The organism is Streptomyces sp. PL-29, assembly GCF_058344425.1.
This window is the reverse complement of sequence record NZ_CP136996.1, coordinates 6,327,370-6,344,924: the sequence shown is the minus strand read 5'-3', so window position 1 is coordinate 6,344,924 and position 17,555 is coordinate 6,327,370. Positions and strand designations below refer to the sequence as shown.

Below are 17,555 nucleotides of genomic sequence, written 5' to 3'. Positions count from 1 at the left end.
CCATGGGTGCGATACGTACCTCCGCCACCGCCCTGCTGAGCGCCGGCGCCACGTTCGCCGTACTCACGCTCGGAACCCTCGGCGCGCCCGCCGCGTCCACGGCCGAGAGCCCGCCCGGGGCCCAGGCCGGAGCACAGGCCGAGAAGCATGTCGGGGCACGGGGCGGCACCCCGGCCCAGCCACGGGCCGGAGCCCGGGCCCCACAGGTCACTTCGTTCGGTTTCACCCTCACCCCCTCGACCGTCGCCCCCGGCGGCCAGGTGGTGCTCGCGGTCAGCGGCTGCAACGCCGCCTACTCCACGGCCTCCTCCGGTGTGTTCGACACCGTGAGCATCGCGCGCGGCCAGAGCGTACGGGCCACCGTGGACCGGGACGCCCGCCTCGGGGCCGTCTACTCCGTCTCCTTCACCTGCAACGGCGAGACGGGCTCGGCCGACCTGACGATCGCCGGCGGCACGAGCAGGCCCACCACCAGTTCCACGAGGACCGCCACGGCGACGGCGCCCGCGGCGAACACCGTCACGACCCCGCTCGCCACCACCTCCGCCCGCGGTGTCCGCGGCGGCCTGGGCGGCAGCGCGGCCGGAATGGATCCGGTGGAACTCGGTGTGGGTGCGGCCCTCTTCCTCGCCGCCGCGGGCGGCACCGCGTACGCCCTGCGCCGCAGGGCGTCCCACCGCGGTCACTGAGCACCAGGTCGCCCCCTCCACCGCCGGTCGCCCCGGGCCCTCGGGGAGGGCTCGGGGCGACCGGCGGGAGCCGATGGTGCCTGACCGGGGGGGCCGGATCGGTCAGCTCCGTCCCCGGAGCGGACGGCGGCGGCGCATCACGTGGGCGCCCGCTCCCAGGGCGGAGACCCCGACCAGGCCCGCTCCGATGGCCGTCTCGGCGGTGGACGGGCCGATGGAGCCGCCGATGCCGCCCTGGGAGGGGTTGCCCTGGAGGATCCGGAAGCGGGCCGTGGCGACCAGGTTGCTGTCGTTGCACTTGACCGACAGCGTGTGAGTGCCCGGCGAGGCGTGGTTGAAGACCCGCACGGTGGCGAAGCCGATCGACCCGGCGGACAGGTTCGCGGGCGGAAAGTTCCCGTGCGAGGCGACGGTACCGCCGTGACCGCAGCCCGCCGCGCTCACCTGCATCGTGGATCCCTGGTGCACGGCGTACGGGTTCACCGAGATGTTGCTGGGGCCGTTCCCGCCCCCGTTTCCGCCCCGACCCCCGGGGTCCTGGTTCGCGGAGGCGAGCGGGGCACTGACGCCGAGGACGGCACAAGCTGCCGCCGTCACGGTAAGAGCGCGCAAGACACGCATGGTGGAACCTCCAGCGGGAAGCGCCCCGGAGCGTCGGCCCCGGATGATCGACGAGAACGCCTCCCACGTCGAACCCTCGGGTCGTCCCGCAACCTCCGCACTTCCGGCTTTGGGCCGCCCGGTTGAGCGACACGCCGGAGCGCGGACGGTCTGGCTGACGGATCCGCAGGTCACGACCCGTCAGTCATTTATGTGACGATTACCTGGATGGGCGCATCCCTTCCGGCGCCCTCCCACCGCCCCCGCGGCCGCGGCCACCCGTTCGCCGCTCCCCCCTCGCCGACCCGCCGCCCCGGCCTTAGCGTGCGGGGAACAGGGCGTACCGGGGTGGGACAGGAACGCGGGTCGGGACCCCCGCGTCGGGAAGGGAGAACGATGGGCGAGGACGAGGCAGGGCAGTCACGAAGGCGCTCACCGTGGGGCGTCATCGCCCTGGTCATGCTCACCGGCCTCGCCATGGTGCGGAACGGCGTGAACATGGACGGCGGACCGCCCCAGCCCACCGCGGCCTCGGCCGTCGCGGTGACGGCCGACCAGTTGCCGGCGAATCCGCCGAAGCCGCCACCGGACATGGAGTTGCTGGAGCACTCCTCGGTGCAGCGCATCCGCATTCCCACGATCAGCGTGGACGCGCCGGTGATGACGGTCGGGCTGGACGCGGAGGGCTGGATCGACGCACCGCCGCCGCAGGACCGCAACCTCGCCGGCTGGTACCTCAACGGCATCTCGCCGGGGCAGCGGGGCTCGGCGGTGATCGTGGGCCACGTGGACAACGCGCAGGGTCCAGCGGTCTTCTACGGGCTGGGCTCGGTCAAGCCGGGCAACCACATCGAGGTGGAGCGCTACGACGGGCGCACGGCCGTCTTCGAGGTGTACGGGGTGGAGGTGTTCTCCAAGGACGCCTTCCCCGGGGCTCGCGTGTACGGGGACACCGGGCACGCGGAACTCCGCGTGATCACCTGCGGCGGCGGTTACTCCAAGGCCCGCGGGTACGACGGAAACGTGGTCGTCTTCGCACGGATGGTGGAGTCCCGCTGAGGCGGGGCCGGGGCCGCGCGGCCCCGGCCCCGCGTCAGTGCAGCGCCGCCACGGCGGACAGGGTGGGCAGTGTCATCCGGTACCCCCGGGCGAGCAGTTGGGGCAGGTAGGAGTCGATGGCCCGAACGCTCTGCGACCGGTTGCCGCCCGCGTCGTGCGACAGCACGATCGCCCGGGGCCCCGCGCCGCGCAGGATCCGGGAGACGATCGTCGTGACACCCGGCTCCTCCCAGTCCAGGCTGTCCACGGTCCAGGCGAGCGGCTCCATCCCCAGCTCGGCCCCGATCTCGAAGGCGGCCCGGTTCCACGCTCCGTAGGGCGCCCGGAACCACTGCGGCGCTTCGCCGACGACCTGCTGCACGATCTCGCTGGTGCGGCCGATCTCTGCGGCGAGGGCGGGCCGGCTCAGCTTGGGGATGTGCGGGTGGGTCCAGGTGTGGTTGCCGATGACGTGTCCCTCGGCGGACATGCGGCGCAGCAGGTCCCGGTTCTCCGTCGCCATCTCCCCGCAGACGAAGAACATCGCGCGCATGTCGTAGCGGCGGAGGGTGTCGAGGATGGCCGGGGTGTAGCGGGGGTCCGGTCCGTCGTCGAAGGTGAGCACCATGGAGCTGTCGGTGCCCGCGCCGGCCGGGAGTTCCAGGATGGGCCGGGTCCGCACGGCCGGCTTCACGGCCGCGGGCCGGGCGGGGGCGTCCGCCGTCATGGGGCGCAGCCGGTAGGCCTTCTCGGGCAGCGCCCCGGGGAGTCCGCCGGGGCCCGCCGCGAGGTTCGGACCGGGTCCGGCGGCGGGCCCCGGTGCGCCGCCCGCGCCCGGTGCACCGGGCACCGTGGGTGCACCACCCTCGGTGCCGTTGCCCGTGGTGATCAGTCCGGCGGCCGCGACTCCGAGGAAGACGGCGGTGCGCAGGAGCACACGCCGCCCTACTGTCGGCTCGTCTTTTTTCATTATTACTACGTATCAACGGCATCCCCGCAGACGTTGAGAGGCGCGGACGCTCCCCGTTGCGCTCACCCGTGCGGACCAGCCGTGCGGCGCGTCAGCCGTGCGGCGCGTCAGCCGTGCGACCGTCAGCCGCGGCGCACCAGGGGGAAGGGGAGGGTCTCGCGGATCGTCAGGCCCGTGAGGAACATGACGAGTCGGTCCACGCCGACGCCGAGGCCGCCCGTGGGCGGCATCGCGTATTCGAGCGCGTCCAGGAAGTCGTTGTCGAGTTCCATGGCTTCCGGGTCGCCGCCGGCCGCGAGCAGGGACTGGGCGGTGAGCCTGCGCCGCTGCTCGACGGGGTCGGTCAGCTCCGAGTACGCGGTGCCGAGCTCGGTGCCGAAGGCGACGAGGTCCCAGCGCTCGGCGAGCCGGGGGTCCCGGCGGTGCTGGCGGGTGAGGGGGGAGACGTCGGTCGGGAAGTCCTTGTAGAAGGTCGGCAGTCCCGTCCTCTCCTCCACCAGCCGCTCGTACATTTCGAGGACCACGTCGCCGCGGGTGTCCTCCGGCCCGTGCGGCACCTCGGCCCGGTCGCAGAGCCTGCGCAGGACGTTCTCCTCGGTGTCGGCGTCGACCTCCTCGCCGAGGGCCTCGCTGATCGCCCCGTACACCGTCCTGACCGGCCAGGGGCCGGAGATGTCGTGGACGACGAGCTTTCCGTCGGGCCCTGCCCTGTGGGCGACGGGCGAGCCGAAGGCGGCGGTGGCGGCCCCCTGGATCAGTTCCCGCGCGAGGTCGAGCATGACGTCGTAGTCGGCGAAGGCCTGGTAGGCCTCCAGCATCGTGAACTCGGGGTTGTGCTTGTAGGAGACGCCCTCGTTGCGGAAGGTGCGGCCCATTTCGAAGACCTTCTCCATACCGCCGACGCAGAGCCGTTTGAGGTACAGCTCGGGCGCGATGCGCAGGTACAGGTCGAGGTCGTAGGCGTTGATGTGGGTGCGGAAGGGCCGGGCGTTGGCGCCGCCGTGGATCTGCTGGAGCATGGGGGTCTCGACCTCCAGATAGCCGCGGTCGAGCAGCCCCTGGCGCAGGGCCTGGACCGCGCTGGAGCGAGCCCGTACGACGTCGCGCGCCTCGGGGCTGGCGACGAGGTCGAGGTAGCGGCGCCGGACCCGCGCCTCGGGGTCGGCGAGACCCTTGCGTTTGTCCGGCAGGGGGCGCAGGCACTTGCCGGTCAGCTGCCAGGACCGGACCACGAGGGAGAGTTCGCCGGTCCTGCTGGCGCCGGGTTCGCCGGTCACCAGGACGTGGTCGCCGAAGTCGACCCGGGCGGTGAAGGAGTCGAGCACCTCGGCGCCGCTCTCGTCGCGGGTGAGCATCAGCTGTACGTCTCCCGACCAGTCGCGCAGGACGGCGAAGGCCACGCCGCCGAGGTCGCGTACGACCATCACGCGTCCGGCGAGAGTGGCCTGCTCGGCGGTGCGGCTGCCGGGCGGGTGGCTCGGGTGGGACGCCTTGAGCTGGGCGACGGTGTGGGTGCGCGGCCGGATCCCCACCGGGTAGGGGTCGGTGCCGGAGGCCCGGATGCGGTCCAGTTTGGCATGGCGGACGCGCACCTGTTCGGGCAGTCGCTCCACGGGCACCCCGGGGAGCTCCTCCCCCACCGCGTCCAGGCCGAGGGAGTCGATCGGGGGCAGTCCTTCCGTCGTGGCGGGGGCGGTGACGCCCTTGGGGTGGCCGTTGCCCCACAGGGTGCGCAGGCTGGGTACGGAGACGAACCCTTCGGCGATGCCGGAGGCGAGGCTGACCCGGGCGAGCGAGCCGGCGTCCTGGTAGCAGAGGAACCGCGGGTACCACTCGGGGCCGTATTTGACGTTCGAGCGGTACAGGGCCTCCAGCTGCCACCAGCGGGAGAAGAAGAGCAGCAGTTTGCGCCAGACCTTCAGGACCGGCCCGGCGCCGATGCGGCCGCCCTCCTCGAAGGCGGAGCGGAAGACGGCGAAGTTGAGGGAGATGCGGCGTACGCCGAGGGCGGGGGCGGCGGCGCACAGTTGGGCGACCATGAACTCCATGACCCCGTTGGGCGCGGTCCGGTCGCGGCGCATCAGGTCGAGGGAGATGCCGTCCCTGCCCCAGGGGACGAAGGAGAGCAGGGCGATCAACTCGCCGCCGGCGTCGAAGGCCTCGACCAGCAGGCAGTCCCCGTCGTCCGGATCACCGAGCCGGTCCAGGGCCATGGAGAAGCCCCGTTCGGTCTCGGTGTCCCGCCAGCGGTCCGCCCGGTCGATGATGGTCCGCATCTCGTCCTCGGAGAGGGCCGAGTGGCGGCGGATGACGGTGGTCGCGCCGGCCCGCTCGACGCGGTTGACGGCCTGGCGGGTCACGCGCATGTCGCGGCCATCGAGGTCGAAGCGGGCGACGTGCAGGATGGCTTCGTCGCCCAGTTGGAGGGCGCTCAGCCCGGAGCGGGCGAAGGCGGTGGCGCCGTCCTCGGAGGCGCCCATCACGGCGGGCTGCCAGCCGTAGCGGCCTGCGACGGCCAGCCAGGCGTCGATGGCGGCGGACCAGGCTGCCGGGTCGCCCACCGGGTCGCCGCTGGCGAGGCAGACGCCCGCTTCGACGCGGTAGGTGACGCCGGCCCGTCCGTTGGGGGCGAAGACGACTGCCTTGTCGCGCCGGGTGGCGAAGTAGCCGAGCGAGTCGGACCGCCCGTAGGCGCCGAGGAGGGCCCGGATCCTGGGCTCCTCGTCCCCGTGCAGGGCGGCGGTCAGCCGCTGGGAGCGGAACAGCGTCGCGGCGGCGTTGAGCAGGGCGGCGGCGCCGAACAGGCCGAGGAGGAAGTACAGCGGCCTGGGCGGGCGGCCGTCGAACTGCCGGGCCGAGAAGAGGCCGCCGAAGACCTGCTTGGCGGCCCAGTCCAGCCACTGGCCGGGGGGCAGGCTGCCGGGGAAGAGGGCGACGAGCGCCCAGCCCAGGAGGACGGCGGCGAGCATGCCGAGGCCGAGCACGATCAGGGCGTGCCACAGTGCCCCGGGCCGGGACGCGGCGTAGAACTCCTTGCGGGCGGCAACCAGTACGGCCATGGCGGCGACGGCCAGGGCCAGCGAGGAGAGGCCGATCCCGTAGTCGCCGACGGCGATGTCCAGCAGGTCGTCGACGGTGAGCAGGGCCAGATAGGTGATGACCATCCACCAGGCGACCTTCTTGCGGGTGCCGAGGGCGGCCGCGAAGAGGAAGAGGAAGACGGCGTAGGCGAGGTTGGCGCTGACCGGTACGACGATCAGGTCGAGGAAGCGCACGACGTGGTGCAGGAGGCGCCGCAGTGTCGGGGAGAGCGAGAGCAGTGCGCACAGCAGGCCGATGGTCCCGAAGAACGCGCCGAACGCGTCGGGAACCCGGTTCAGGAAGCGGTTGCGGGTTCCGTGCGTCTCCTGCGCGGTGGCACTCATGGTTCGCACTGTAGGGAGGGGGTCGCCGGTGCGCGCGCCGAGCGGGTGGGGGCGTCCGGCACGTCAGCGCCTATCCTCACGAGGGTGACGGAGCACGTGAACACGGGATTCGAACGCGGTACCGACGGTCCGAAGGTGATCCTGGCCGGGGTGGACGGTTCGGAGTCCTCACTGCGGGCGGCGGCCTACGCCGCCGGGCTGGCCCGTCGGCAGAACGCACTGCTGGCGCTGGTGTACGTCCAGCCGGTGGTACCGGCCGGGGCGGCGCTCGGTGCGCCCGTGGCCGACACCACCGGGGAGATCGCGGAGGGCCTGGTGGCCGAGATCCGTGCGTCGGCGGAGCGACTCAAGGGCGTCTACGAGGTCCGGTGGGAGTTCCACACCTTTCGCGGCGACCCCTACGCCGGCCTGGTGAGCGCGGCACAGGAGCTGATGGCGGACGCGGTGGTGGTCGGCGCCTCGGAGCAGGCGGGCCACCGCATCGTCGGCTCGGTGGCGGTCCGCCTGGTCAAGGCGGGCCGCTGGCCGGTGACCGTGGTCCCCTGACCGCTCCGCCCCGTCCCGCCCCGTCCGGGTCGCTTCCGCGTCCGGTCCGGGCCGGGCGGGGTGGGCCCGAGGGCGCGCCGGATCCAGCCCGGGGCCCCGGGGCGCCGAGCGCCTACGAGGCGGCCACCAGGCCGTCCTTGGCGGCGCCGCGGCTGAGGACGGCCTCGGTGATCTCGTCCCGCGCGGCCTCGTAGTCCTCCCGGCCGGGGTTCTTCGCGAGGGCGTCGGGCAGGTGGACGACGCGTCCGGTGGACAGGTCCATCATCTGCGGCACGAATGCGGCCTTGGTGACCTGCCAGCGCTGCCCGGCCGCGGCCGGAGGGGCGAAGGTGAAGCGTGCGATCGAGCCGTAGTTGCCGCGCATGTCCCGGGCGCCCGTGTAGTTGAACATCTCGCCCGCCACCTGGTCGCCCATGCCGTAGACGATCCAGGTGCCGTTCACCTTCTCGTAGGGCTGCGGAATGTGCGCGTGGGTGCCGAGGATCAGGTCGATGTCGGGCCGGCCGGCGGTCTGCGAGCCGGTCAGCGCCCTGCCGAGCGAGAGCTGGGTCTCATCCGGTTCGGTCTGCCACTCCGTGCCCCAGTGGAGGCTCACCAGCACCACGTCCGCGCCCGCCTTCCGGGCGGCCCGGGCATCCGCGACGATCCTGTCCGGCTTCATCAGGTTGACTGCCCACGGCTGGCCGTCGGGCAACGGATAGCCGTTGGTGTCGTAGGTGTAGGCGAGGTGCGCCACGGTGGCCGAGCCCGCCGTGTAGGTGGTCACCGCCGCCGCCTCGGCCGCCGTACGGGCGGATCCGGCGTGCCCCAGGCCGACCTTGTCGAAGCGGTCGAGCGTGCGACGCAGCCCGGCGGCGCCGTCGTCGAGGGTGTGGTTCGAGGCGGTGGAGCACCCGTCGTAGCCGGCGTCCTTGAGTCCGTCGGCCACCTGCGGCGGTGACATGAAGGCCGGATATCCGGAGAAGGGACCGCCCTCCTCCCCGTAGATCGTCTCCATGTGGCAGAGGGCCAGGTCGGCTGCCGAGACCACGGCCTTGACGCCGGAGAACATGGGCCTGAAGTCGTAGCCGTCGCCCTCCCCGTCGTCGGCCGCCCGCCGGATGACCGAGGTGTGCGACAGCACGTCACCGCTCGCGACCAGTGTGAAGCCCTTGGCGGCGGGCGCTCCCGCGGCGCTGGAGGGAGCCGGAGGACCGGAGTCGCCGAGGCGGGCCGGTGCGGTGTCCCCGGCGGCCGAACAGCCCGCTGCCGCAGCGGTCAGCAGGAGGGCGGACAGGAGGACGGCCGCCCTCGGCCCGCGGGTGCGCGTGGTCATCAGTCGAACTCCCATTGATACGACTATCTGACAAGTCATCATCTGCAATCCATAGAACAACGCGCGGCAAGTCAAGGAACGGAGCCGTGGCGGACCCGGGCGCCCACTCCGACGGCGTACACGCGACCCCCCTGCCGTTCGCCGCGCCGTTCGACCGTTCACCGCCCGGCACAGCCGCCCGTCGGACCACCCGGGTGCTTGGGCGCAACGCCGGGGCCTGACGGTTCCGGGTCGGCTCTGCGCAGGTCAGGGTGGACGGGGCGCCGCCCCCATGGACCCCCACGCACCCCGGAAGGAGCCACTCGTGCCGCTCTCCCCCACCCTCCCGCGTACGGATCCCGAAGCACTGGCCGAACTCCAGCGCGACCACGGGCGGGCGTTGTTCGGATTCCTGGTCGGCCTCACCGCCGGCGACGCCCAACGGGCGGAGGACCTCGTGCAGGAGACCCTCGTACGGGTCTGGCAGCACCCGGAGGCCCTGGCCAGCGGGCACGACTCCATGCGGCCCTGGCTGTTCACGGTGGCCCGGCGGCTCGCGATCGACGCCCGGCGGGCCCGGTTGTCGCGCCCCCTGGAGGTGGACCCCGAAGGGCTGGAACAGGCGCCCGCACCCGAGGACGCGGTGGCCGGATCGGTCACGGCGATCGACGTGCGGCGGGCGGTGGGATCCCTGGGGCCGGAGCACCGCGAGGTGCTGCTCCAGGTCTACTTCCGGGACCGGTCGGTCGCGGAGGCGGCCGCCGAACTGGGTATCCCGGCGGGGACCGTCAAATCCCGCACCTACTACGCCCTGCGCGCCCTCAGGAAGGGCCTCCAGGGGTACGGCTACGGACTCGGCGCCTGAGCAACGGATCCCAGAACGCCGCGAAGGGATGAGGACCGGACAAAAAGCGCTTCGAATTCGACATAAGACCGTCCAAGTTGAGTAAACATCCCCCGCTCCGTGAGCCCCTCGGTGAAGGCTCGGTGCTGACGACGGGACGCTCGACGCGCGGGAGAAGGTGGGACGGTGCAGCCCGAGGGTACGAACGGCACCAGTGACGGCGGGCTCGCGGTGCCCATGGCCTGGCTCTATGCCGAGTACATCGCCGACGAACTGCTGCGCACGGGCCGGCTGATCCCGGCCGGAACGCTGGAGTTCCGGGCCGGACGGGACACACTGGCCCTGACCATCTACCTCGCCGACGCGGCCGGCGAACTCTCCGGGATCCGCGTGGTCTCGCAGCTCGACGAGTGGCTGTCACTGACGGCGTACGGACACCCCTGGCGCGACTGGGTGCACACCCGCTTCCTCGACCTGGGAGAGGCGGCCCGGGAGCGCGGCCGCGGCGAGGACCCCGATCTGGAACTGGCCCGGGCAGCCTGGCGCTGGCTGGACGGCACCGAACTGTTCGCGACCAACCTCGACCCGGGGCGCCACGACCACGCCGACACCCCGCCGGGTCTGGACGAGAACGCGCGCGTGTGGACCCCGGCCTGGCAGCTCGGGCTGCCCCTCGGCCACCTGGCGATGCACCTGTTCTGACCGGTGGCGACCGCTACGACGGCCGGTCGGCCGGATCCATCACCAGGCCCGTGAAATCGGCCTCGTTGCGCTCCGCCCGGCGGACGTACCATCGGGCGATCAGCCACATCACCGGGTACACGAGCAGGCCCAGCACCAGCCAGACCATCGGCCCCGACCTGGCCCTGGGCAGCACGAACACCAGCGGCAGCGACCCGACCAGCGCCGCCAGCGCGGCCAGCGCCCCCAGGCCCGCGCGCAACTGGCTGCGCATCAGGGCCCTGACGTAGGTGGCGCCGAGGGTGGTCTGCTCGGAGATCTCCGAACGGGCCGGGGCGTGGGCGGGCGCCCGCCGGCGGGCGCCGCGGGGCATCCCGGTGACGACCTCGCGCCGGGGCGCCGTCTGTTGCTCCTCCGCGGCCATGGTGCCGGAGTCTACGCAGCGCACCGCTATTTGAGGAGCCGTGAGAGCCGCCGGTCGGCCAGCGGTTTCCCACCCGTCTGGCACGTGGCGCAGTACTCCAGGGAGGAATCGGCGAAGGACACCGAGCGGATCGTGTCCCCGCACACCGGGCAGGTTTCGCCCGCCCGGCCGTGGACCCGCAGGCCGCTCCTCTTCTCGGCCTTGAGCTTCCCGGCGGCGACCCCGTGCGCCCGGCCGACCGCCTCGCGCAAGGTGCCCCGGACCGCGGCATGCAGCTGCGTGACCTGCGCCTCGTCGAAGGAGGAGGCGAGCTTGAAGGGCGAGACCCGGGCGGCGTGCAGGATCTCGTCGCTGTAGGCGTTGCCGATCCCGGCGATCACGCTCTGGTCCCGCAGGACGCCCTTGATCTGCCGCCGCTCCCCCGCAAGGAGCGCGGCGAAGACGTCCCGGTCGAAGTCCTCGGCGAGCGGATCGGGGCCGAGACGGGCAATGCCGGGCACCTCCTGCGGGTCGCGGACCACGTACACCGCGAGCCGCTTCTGTGTCCCGGCCTCGGTGAGGTCGAAGCCGCCCCCGCCCGCGAGTACGACGCGCAGGGCCAGCGGCCCCTTGCCGGGCCGCGGTGGCTGCGCCGGCAGGGTGTCCTGCCAGCGCAGCCAGCCGGCCCGGGCCAGGTGCGTGACCAGGTGGAGCGCACCGATCCGCACGGCGAGGAACTTCCCGTGCCGGGCGACGGCGGCGGCCTCCTGCCCTTCGAGGGCGGTCAAGGGCGGATCGTACGTCTTGAGCACGCTGACCGCGAGCGGGAGGACGCGCTCCACCACCCGCCCGGTGAGGTGCTCGTCGAGGTACGCGCGCAGGGCCTCGACCTCGGGCAGCTCCGGCATGGTCCCAGCCTGCCGCCGCCTCGGGCGGAGCGCGAGCCGGCACGGGGCCGGGCGGGCCGCCGTCCGGGACCGCTCCCGGCCCGCTCAGCCCATGACGAACTCGCACCACACGCACTTGCCGCTGCCGCGCGGCTCCACGCCCCATACGTCCGCCATCCGGTCCACCAGCATCAGGCCGCGGCCCGAGACCCCGGAGTCGCCGGCCTCACGTCGGCGCGGGAGGGCGCTGGAGCGGTCGGCGACCTCCACGCGGAGCCTGCGTTCGTGGCCCGCCAGGATGCGCAGGGTGACGATGGCGGGACCATCCGTGTGCATGAGGGCGTTCACGATCAGCTCGTCCGCGACCAGCTCGATCTCGTCGGCCCGCTCCCGTGCGCCCCAGGCGCGCACCGCGGCCCCGATCATGTGGCGGGCGGCCACCAGGGCCTCCGGATCGCCCGGTGCCACGTGCTGCTGCAGACGGCCTCCGCCGGGCGGAGCCGGGGCGGGCCGGCGGCGCAGCAGGAGGAGGGCCATGTCGTCGTCGCCTCCGCGCTCGGTGGCGATCTCGCACAGCCGGTCGGCGAGGAGTTGCAGGTCGGCAGGGCCGCTGCGGATGTGGGAGGTCAGCGCGTGGATCCCGTCGTCGAGGTCGGCGCCAGGGTGTTCGACGAGGCCGTCGGTGCACAGCAGGAGCGTTTCTCCGGGATCCAGTTCCACGGTGGTCACCGGGTATTCGAGGCGTCCAAAGTCCGCGGAGAGGCCGAGCGGCAGGCCGCCGCCCACCGGGAGCCGGTGGCAGTCCCCGTCGCGGGTGCGCAGCAGCGGGTCGATGTGGCCCGCCCGGACCAGCTGGAGCACCCCGGTGGAGAGGTCGGCCTCCACGTACGTGCACGTCGCGAAGCGCTCGGTGTCCAGCTCGTGCAGGAAGACCGATGCCCTGGCCATGACCGTGCCGGGCGAGTGCCCCTCGGCGGCGTATGCGCGCAGGACGATCCGCAGCTGGCCCATGACGGCGGCCGCGTGCGTGTCGTGGCCCTGGACGTCGCCGATGACGGCGCCGACCCGGCCACCGGGCAACGGGATGACGTCGTACCAGTCGCCGCCGATGTCCTGGCCCATCCGGGCGGAGCGGTAGCGTACGGCGATCTCGCCGCCGGGCACCACGGGGATCCGCCGGGGCAGCATGGCCTGCTGGAGCCCCTCGGCCAGGTCGTGCTCCTGTTCCAGCAGCATGGCCCGCTGGAGGCTCTGCGCGATGCTGCTGCCGAGGGCGACGAGCAGGTTGCGCTCCTCCTGGGTGAAGCCGTCCTTGTCCTGGTAGAGCAGTCCGATGGCACCGATCGGGCGTGCCTGGGCGATCAGCGGCAGGTAGGCGGCCGCGGAGATCCGCATGTACGAGATCTTCGCCCAGAGCGCCGGGTAGTCCTGGGCGAACTCCTCCGCCGAGTCGAGGAAGCGCGGCTGCAGGGAGCGGACCACCTCGCTCATCGGGTACTGCTCGTCGATGCGGGTGTAGCGGGTGCCGGGGACGAAGCTGCCCTCCGGCCCCTCGGCGACGAGGTGGATCCGGCCGGCTTCGACGAGGCCCATGACCATGCCCATGGAGCCCAGCCGTTCCAAGCCGTGCGCGTCGCCGAGCGCGTCGATGACGTCCTGCACCGTCCGGGCGTGCGCGAGGGCGGCGGTGGTGCTCTCCACCACCGATGTCTGCCGGCGCCGCTCCTCGTCGAGACCGAGCCGTTCCGCCGAGTGGCTGAGCTCCTCGGTCGCGTCCCGGACGATGCCGATGATCCGGTGGGGCCGCCCGTCCGCGGTACGCATGACACGGCCCTGGGTGTGCGTCCACCGCAGCCGACCGTCCCGGCAGCGGATGCGGAAGTAGGCGCCGTAGCTGTCCTCCTCGCTCTTGAGCGCGGAGGACACCATGGCGTCGAGCCGTGCCGACTCGGCCGGCGGGAAGCGCGCGGACAGCGACTCGGGCCGGCCGTCGTACTCGTCCGGGGCCGTGTCGAAGACGTCGAGGGCGGCTTCGTCCATGTGCATGAGACCGGTGAGAAGGTCCCAGTCGAAACTTCCCATGCGGTTGAGCGAGAGCGACCGGTCCGGGTGTGCGGGCCAGTCGTCCGGCAGCGATACGGTGGTCGGCACCGGTCCACCATGACACACCGGCCGGTCAGGCGCTCTCCAGCGAGAGGCCCTCGTCGGACGGCGCCGGCCGGAGGTCGGGGTCGACGTAAGGATCCGTGGAGGGATCCGTGGAGGGGTCCGGGTAGGGCTCGGCGTAGGGATCCGCGGAGGGGTCCGCGTAGGGAACCGCGAACGGGTCCTGGGGATCGTCGGGGTACGCCGGGAACGCGGGATCGGCGGGGTCCTGCGTCAGCGGGTCGGACGGGACGTCCGACGGCGGCCGCTTCTGGGGCTGCTGCGGCTGCCGCGGCCGGGTGGAGGGGTTCAGCGGTACGGCGGGGTCTTGCTGCGCGCCGATGTCCGGTGAGCTCTGCGGGTCCGACGGGCAGCCCGCCGTTGCTGATCCCGGGGCGCTCGGGCAGGGCGCCGGGGACGTGGCGGCGGGGCCGTTGGGGATGCCGTCGGCCGGATCGTACGGGGGCAGGGCCTGCGGGGTGCGGTCCTGGGCGCCGCCGTCGCCCCGCTTGCGCTCGATCCAGGTGTTGTTCGCGATGTTGACGATCACCAGGTTGTTGATCACGTGGGTGGTGGGTTCGATGACGATGACCTGGTTGGGCTGGTAGCCGTTCCACGGATCGCCCTTGTGCACCGGGCTCCCCTTGGCCGCACGGGGGGCGCCGAGCGGGTTGCCGCAGCCGCACCGGACGCGGGGCATGCCGTGCTCGTCGACGAGCACGGCGGTGCCGGCCTGGAGGACGGCCTGGTAGGCGGCGGCCCGGCCGTCGCGGAATCCGTGGTTGGTGACACGGGTGTCGGCGCGCAGGACGACGGGGGTGAGGCCGCGCAGGAAGTCGGGGATCTTGGCCTCCTGGATTCCGGACGTCTCGGCGAAGGCGCGGGCCTTGGCGCTGTCCGCGGTGAGGTAGCCGATCTGCTGTTCCACGTCGCAGCTGCCGAGGCGCTGGGTGCCGCCGTAGAGGCCCGGGGTCGCCGCGCTGACCGTGCGGATTCCCTGGCCGGTGGGATTGGGCAGCGGGGGCTGGACCGGGGCCGACTCCGCGGTGGCCGACGATGCGGTGAAGGGGTCCGGGCCTGCGCTGGCCACCGGCTGGAGGTGTACCTCCGCACTCTCGGGTCCCGCCGCGCTGGTCGGCTCGTCGTGCCCGCCGCAGGCCACGGCGAACAGGCCGAGCAGGGCGAAGAGGGCCGCGCCGGCCGGTGCCTGACGACGCGACGCCTGACGCAGTGTCGGAAGTGACGGTCCGTTCACAATTTTCTCCCTTTCGCCCCGATTGCTTCCTCTTGTCTGCCGCATCCACGCGACGGCCGCAACCGGAGCATCACTTGAACGCGTTCAAGGATGTTCGCGAGACCGTCCGGCGGGTTGAACGCGCTCACGCCGTGAGCCCGCCGGGACCGCCGGGACCGGCGGCGGCCGCACGGACTGGCCGATGCCCGCGAGCCGGCCGGATACTGGAGGCGATGGACTGGTTCACGGCGCCCGGGTACTGGCTCGCCCGGCTGGTCTTCCAGCGGGCCCTGGCCGGCGTCTACCTCGTCGCCTTCGTCGGGGCCGCGCTGCAGTTCAGAGCCCTGATCGGGGCGCACGGCATGCTGCCCGTGCCGCGCTACGTACGGTACGTGCCCTTCCGGCGCGCCCCGAGCCTGTTCCAACTGCGCTACTCGGACCGGCTCTTCGCCGGCTGCGCCTGGACCGGGGCCGCGCTGGCCGCGGCCCTGGCCGCCGGGGCGGGGGACGAGGTCCCACTGGCGCTCGCCATGGCCCTGTGGGCCGCACTGTGGCTGCTCTACCTCTCCATCGTCAACGTCGGCCAGACCTGGTACTCCTTCGGCTGGGAGTCACTGCTGCTGGAGGTCGGTTTCCTCGCCGTGTTCCTCGGCAACGCCCGGGCCGGTCCGCCGGTGCTGGTGCTGTGGCTGCTGCGCTGGGTGCTCTTCCGTGTGGAATTCGGGGCCGGCCTGGTCAAGATGCGCGGGGACCCCTGCTGGCGCAGGCTCACCTGCCTGTACTTCCATCACGAGACACAGCCGATGGCAGGGCCGCTGAGCTGGTTCTTCCACCACCTACCCCGGCCTCTGCACCGGATGGAGTGCGCGGCCAACCACGTGACGCAGCTGATCGTCCCGGTACTGCTGTTCACCCCGCAGCCGGTGGCCTCGTACGCCGCGGCGGCCGTGGTCGCAACACAGCTGTGGCTCGTGCTGTCGGGCAACTTCGCCTGGCTGAACTGGCTGACGATCACCCTGGCCGTATCGGCCGTGGACTTCACCCGCCTCGCCGGGTCGCCCCCGGCCGCCGCCGCGCAGCCACCTCCCCCGTGGTTCGCCGCCCTGGTCTGCGCCGTGACCGCCCTGGTCCTGGTCCTCAGCCGCCACCCGGTGCTCAACATGGTCTCGCGCCGCCAGGTGATGAACCGCTCCTTCGACGCCCTGCACCTCGTCAACACCTACGGGGCCTTCGGCTCGGTCGGCCGGGTCCGCATGGAGGTGGCGGTGGAGGGCACCGCGGACCCGGTACCACGCGAGGACGGCGCCTGGAAGGAGTACGGGTTCAAGGGGAAGCCCGGCGAGCCGGGCAGGCTGCCGCGCCAGTTCGCCCCGTACCACCTGCGCCTGGACTGGCTGATGTGGTTCGCGGCAATCTCCCCCGGCTACGCGCGGGACTGGTTCGGGCCGTTCGTGGAGCGGCTCCTGGCAGGCGACCGGGACACCCTGCGACTACTGCGCCACAACCCGTTCCCGGACGCCCCGCCGGTGCACGTGCGCGCCCTGCTCTACCGCTACCGCTTCACGACCTGGCGCGAGCTGCGCGAGACCGGCGACTGGTGGCATCGCACGCTGGTGCGCGAGTACCTGCCGCCGACCCGGCTCACCCGGGCCCGGCACCCCGGGCCCGGGACCGGGTAGTACGGTCCCCCGCGGCCCCCGTCCCGGGCCGGTACGCAGGCCGGTGCGTACGGGACGCCTCTCAGGACAGGGCAGCGCCCCCGGTGCGGTTGGACACGTGGGGGCGCTTGGCACCGCTTCGCGGCGCGGCCGCGGAGCTTCGCGGACTAGTCGATGCCGGGCAGGATGTGGGCTTCCGCCAGGTCGTCCTCGTACCCGGCCAGCCGGATCGGGGCGGAGCGCGCCCAGACCTCCAGGCTTCCGAGTTCGTCGGACCGCGTCGTGGCGCGCGATCCGGTCCGCTCCAGCAACTTCGGTTCGGGCTGCGTCTTCTCAGTCACCGCGCACTCCTCTGTGTCGCGTAACCCGGCAGGCTGACCGCGGGCCGGGCAGGGGATCAAGGGTTCCGGACGCGGTGGCGCCTTAGTGGAGCGCGGCCCGGATGGGGGCCGTCTTGATGCCCCAGGGTACACATATGAGCGGACCTCCGCTCGATAGGAAGGCAAAATCCGCTGCGCCCTCTCAGTTTCGTCCCGAGTTCAGCAAGTCGTCGGCCGGCGGGTGCGTCACGGGTGGTGTGCTCGGACCCGGATGCGCAGGGCGCGACGGAGGAGGTCGGCGGTGTCGGGGTCCGAAGCGGCGGGGGCCGAAGTGCCGTACGTCACAAGCGTGGTTGAGCTGATGGAGCTGCTCCGCGGCAGCCCCGACGAGCACGCCCTGCGGACCGCGGCGCTGCTCCGCCGCTCTCATCCCTCCGACAAGGAACTGCAGCTCGCGGGCTTGCTGCAGGACATCGGCCGGATGCTCCGTCCGGGTGACGGAGCGCGACACGTCGTACTCGCAGCGCAGGCGCTGCGCCCCCTGCTCGGCGATCGGGTGGCCCGGCTCGTGCAGCTCCACGCGTCGGCCGCGCCGGGCGGCGGCGAGGGCGACCGGCCGGGCGGTGACGCGGACGCGGTGGCGGCGCTGCGCCAGGCGCGTGAGACGGCGGCGGCGCCCGGCCCGGACGCGGGCGTGCTGGAGGACTGGCGCCCGCTGCTGGAGTTGGTGGCGGCCGGGTCCTGCCGGGCGGCCGGGAACGCGACCGGCCCCCTCGGTCCACCGAGGGGGCCGGTCACCGGCAGGCGGTAGGGCGGGGCCG

Annotated in this window: 16 protein-coding genes; 7 read left to right on the top strand and 9 right to left on the bottom strand. The window is 72.9% G+C overall.

Features of this window, described 5'->3' with window-relative positions:
• Positions 1-2: 2 nt before the first annotated feature.
• Positions 3-689, top strand: coding sequence for a hypothetical protein (locus tag R4Z63_RS28855; RefSeq protein ID WP_384445162.1), 687 nt, complete (start codon positions 3-5; stop codon positions 687-689).
• Positions 690-791: 102 nt separating this feature from the next.
• On the opposite strand, the gene R4Z63_RS28850 is transcribed toward R4Z63_RS28855, so the two are convergent.
• Complete coding sequence (locus tag R4Z63_RS28850) at positions 792-1,310, bottom strand: hypothetical protein (protein WP_384445164.1); 519 nt, start codon at positions 1,308-1,310, stop codon at positions 792-794.
• Between the two features lie 375 nt (positions 1,311-1,685).
• Between R4Z63_RS28850 and R4Z63_RS28845 the strand changes: the two genes are divergently transcribed.
• A complete protein-coding gene (locus R4Z63_RS28845; RefSeq protein WP_037916520.1) occupies positions 1,686-2,348 on the top strand; it encodes a class F sortase in 663 nt (220 codons plus the stop codon).
• A gap of 34 nt (positions 2,349-2,382) precedes the next feature.
• Here the strand turns inward: R4Z63_RS28845 and R4Z63_RS28840 are convergent, their stop codons facing one another.
• Together R4Z63_RS28840 and lysX are read right to left on the bottom strand one after the other, a co-directional pair.
• Positions 2,383-3,297, bottom strand: a complete 915-nt coding sequence (locus R4Z63_RS28840) for a polysaccharide deacetylase family protein (protein WP_384445166.1) — start codon at positions 3,295-3,297, stop codon at positions 2,383-2,385.
• A 122-nt stretch (positions 3,298-3,419) separates the two neighbouring features.
• Positions 3,420-6,722 carry a bifunctional lysylphosphatidylglycerol synthetase/lysine--tRNA ligase LysX gene (gene lysX / locus R4Z63_RS28835; RefSeq protein WP_384445168.1) on the bottom strand — a complete coding sequence of 1,101 codons (3,303 nt, stop codon included), beginning with the start codon at positions 6,720-6,722 and terminating at the stop codon, positions 3,420-3,422.
• Positions 6,723-6,806: 84 nt separating this feature from the next.
• On the opposite strand from lysX, the gene R4Z63_RS28830 reads away from it, so the two are divergent.
• Entirely contained in the window at positions 6,807-7,268 is a 462-nt protein-coding gene (locus tag R4Z63_RS28830; RefSeq protein WP_037916511.1) for a universal stress protein, read from the top strand.
• Positions 7,269-7,380: 112 nt separating this feature from the next.
• Here the strand turns inward: R4Z63_RS28830 and R4Z63_RS28825 are convergent, their stop codons facing one another.
• Complete coding sequence (locus tag R4Z63_RS28825; RefSeq protein ID WP_384445171.1) at positions 7,381-8,583, bottom strand: CapA family protein; 1,203 nt, start codon at positions 8,581-8,583, stop codon at positions 7,381-7,383.
• A 271-nt stretch (positions 8,584-8,854) separates the two neighbouring features.
• Here R4Z63_RS28825 and R4Z63_RS28820 point away from each other — a divergent pair, with 271 nt between their 5' ends.
• Positions 8,855-9,427, top strand: a complete 573-nt coding sequence (locus tag R4Z63_RS28820) for a sigma-70 family RNA polymerase sigma factor (RefSeq protein ID WP_052030076.1) — start codon at positions 8,855-8,857, stop codon at positions 9,425-9,427.
• A gap of 216 nt (positions 9,428-9,643) precedes the next feature.
• Positions 9,644-10,108 (top strand): hypothetical protein, encoded by a 465-nt coding sequence (locus R4Z63_RS28815; protein ID WP_052030222.1) that lies wholly within the window; start codon positions 9,644-9,646, stop codon positions 10,106-10,108.
• 13 nt (positions 10,109-10,121) lie between these two features.
• Here the strand turns inward: R4Z63_RS28815 and R4Z63_RS28810 are convergent, their stop codons facing one another.
• From R4Z63_RS28810 to R4Z63_RS28795, 4 genes are all read right to left on the bottom strand, one after another.
• Positions 10,122-10,511, bottom strand: coding sequence for a DUF485 domain-containing protein (locus R4Z63_RS28810; protein ID WP_037916501.1), 390 nt, complete (start codon positions 10,509-10,511; stop codon positions 10,122-10,124).
• A 26-nt stretch (positions 10,512-10,537) separates the two neighbouring features.
• On the bottom strand, positions 10,538-11,398 hold the full coding sequence (locus tag R4Z63_RS28805; protein WP_384445174.1) for an Fpg/Nei family DNA glycosylase: 861 nt from the start codon (positions 11,396-11,398) through the stop codon (positions 10,538-10,540).
• Between the two features lie 84 nt (positions 11,399-11,482).
• Positions 11,483-13,546 carry a SpoIIE family protein phosphatase gene (locus tag R4Z63_RS28800; RefSeq protein WP_384445176.1) on the bottom strand — a complete coding sequence of 688 codons (2,064 nt, stop codon included), beginning with the start codon at positions 13,544-13,546 and terminating at the stop codon, positions 11,483-11,485.
• Positions 13,547-13,553: 7 nt separating this feature from the next.
• Positions 13,554-14,777: a DUF6777 domain-containing protein gene (locus R4Z63_RS28795; protein ID WP_384445178.1), complete on the bottom strand. Its 1,224-nt coding sequence runs from the start codon at positions 14,775-14,777 to the stop codon at positions 13,554-13,556.
• Between the two features lie 212 nt (positions 14,778-14,989).
• Between R4Z63_RS28795 and R4Z63_RS28790 the strand changes: the two genes are divergently transcribed.
• Positions 14,990-16,435: a lipase maturation factor family protein gene (locus R4Z63_RS28790; RefSeq protein ID WP_384445180.1), complete on the top strand. Its 1,446-nt coding sequence runs from the start codon at positions 14,990-14,992 to the stop codon at positions 16,433-16,435.
• Positions 16,436-16,581: 146 nt separating this feature from the next.
• Here the strand turns inward: R4Z63_RS28790 and R4Z63_RS28785 are convergent, their stop codons facing one another.
• Positions 16,582-16,755, bottom strand: coding sequence for a hypothetical protein (locus tag R4Z63_RS28785; RefSeq protein WP_157840165.1), 174 nt, complete (start codon positions 16,753-16,755; stop codon positions 16,582-16,584).
• Between the two features lie 340 nt (positions 16,756-17,095).
• Between R4Z63_RS28785 and R4Z63_RS28780 the strand changes: the two genes are divergently transcribed.
• Positions 17,096-17,545, top strand: a complete 450-nt coding sequence (locus tag R4Z63_RS28780; protein WP_384445363.1) for a hypothetical protein — start codon at positions 17,096-17,098, stop codon at positions 17,543-17,545.
• Positions 17,546-17,555 lie beyond the last annotated feature (10 nt).

Bases quoted from the DNA above. Each gene is read 5' to 3' on its own strand.
- R4Z63_RS28820 (WP_052030076.1), top strand. From the start codon at position 8,855: ATGGACCCCCACGCACCCCGGAAGGAGCCACTCGTGCCGCTCTCCCCC.
- R4Z63_RS28840 (WP_384445166.1), bottom strand. From the start codon at position 3,297: ATGAAAAAAGACGAGCCGACAGTAGGGCGGCGTGTGCTCCTGCGCACC.
- R4Z63_RS28845 (WP_037916520.1), top strand. From the start codon at position 1,686: ATGGGCGAGGACGAGGCAGGGCAGTCACGAAGGCGCTCACCGTGGGGC.
- R4Z63_RS28855 (WP_384445162.1), top strand. From the start codon at position 3: ATGGGTGCGATACGTACCTCCGCCACCGCCCTGCTGAGCGCCGGCGCC.
- lysX (WP_384445168.1), bottom strand. From the start codon at position 6,722: ATGAGTGCCACCGCGCAGGAGACGCACGGAACCCGCAACCGCTTCCTG.
- R4Z63_RS28810 (WP_037916501.1), bottom strand. From the start codon at position 10,511: ATGGCCGCGGAGGAGCAACAGACGGCGCCCCGGCGCGAGGTCGTCACC.
- R4Z63_RS28805 (WP_384445174.1), bottom strand. From the start codon at position 11,398: ATGCCGGAGCTGCCCGAGGTCGAGGCCCTGCGCGCGTACCTCGACGAG.
- R4Z63_RS28825 (WP_384445171.1), bottom strand. From the start codon at position 8,583: ATGACCACGCGCACCCGCGGGCCGAGGGCGGCCGTCCTCCTGTCCGCC.
- R4Z63_RS28850 (WP_384445164.1), bottom strand. From the start codon at position 1,310: ATGCGTGTCTTGCGCGCTCTTACCGTGACGGCGGCAGCTTGTGCCGTC.
- R4Z63_RS28815 (WP_052030222.1), top strand. From the start codon at position 9,644: ATGGCCTGGCTCTATGCCGAGTACATCGCCGACGAACTGCTGCGCACG.
- R4Z63_RS28790 (WP_384445180.1), top strand. From the start codon at position 14,990: ATGGACTGGTTCACGGCGCCCGGGTACTGGCTCGCCCGGCTGGTCTTC.
- R4Z63_RS28780 (WP_384445363.1), top strand. From the start codon at position 17,096: ATGGAGCTGCTCCGCGGCAGCCCCGACGAGCACGCCCTGCGGACCGCG.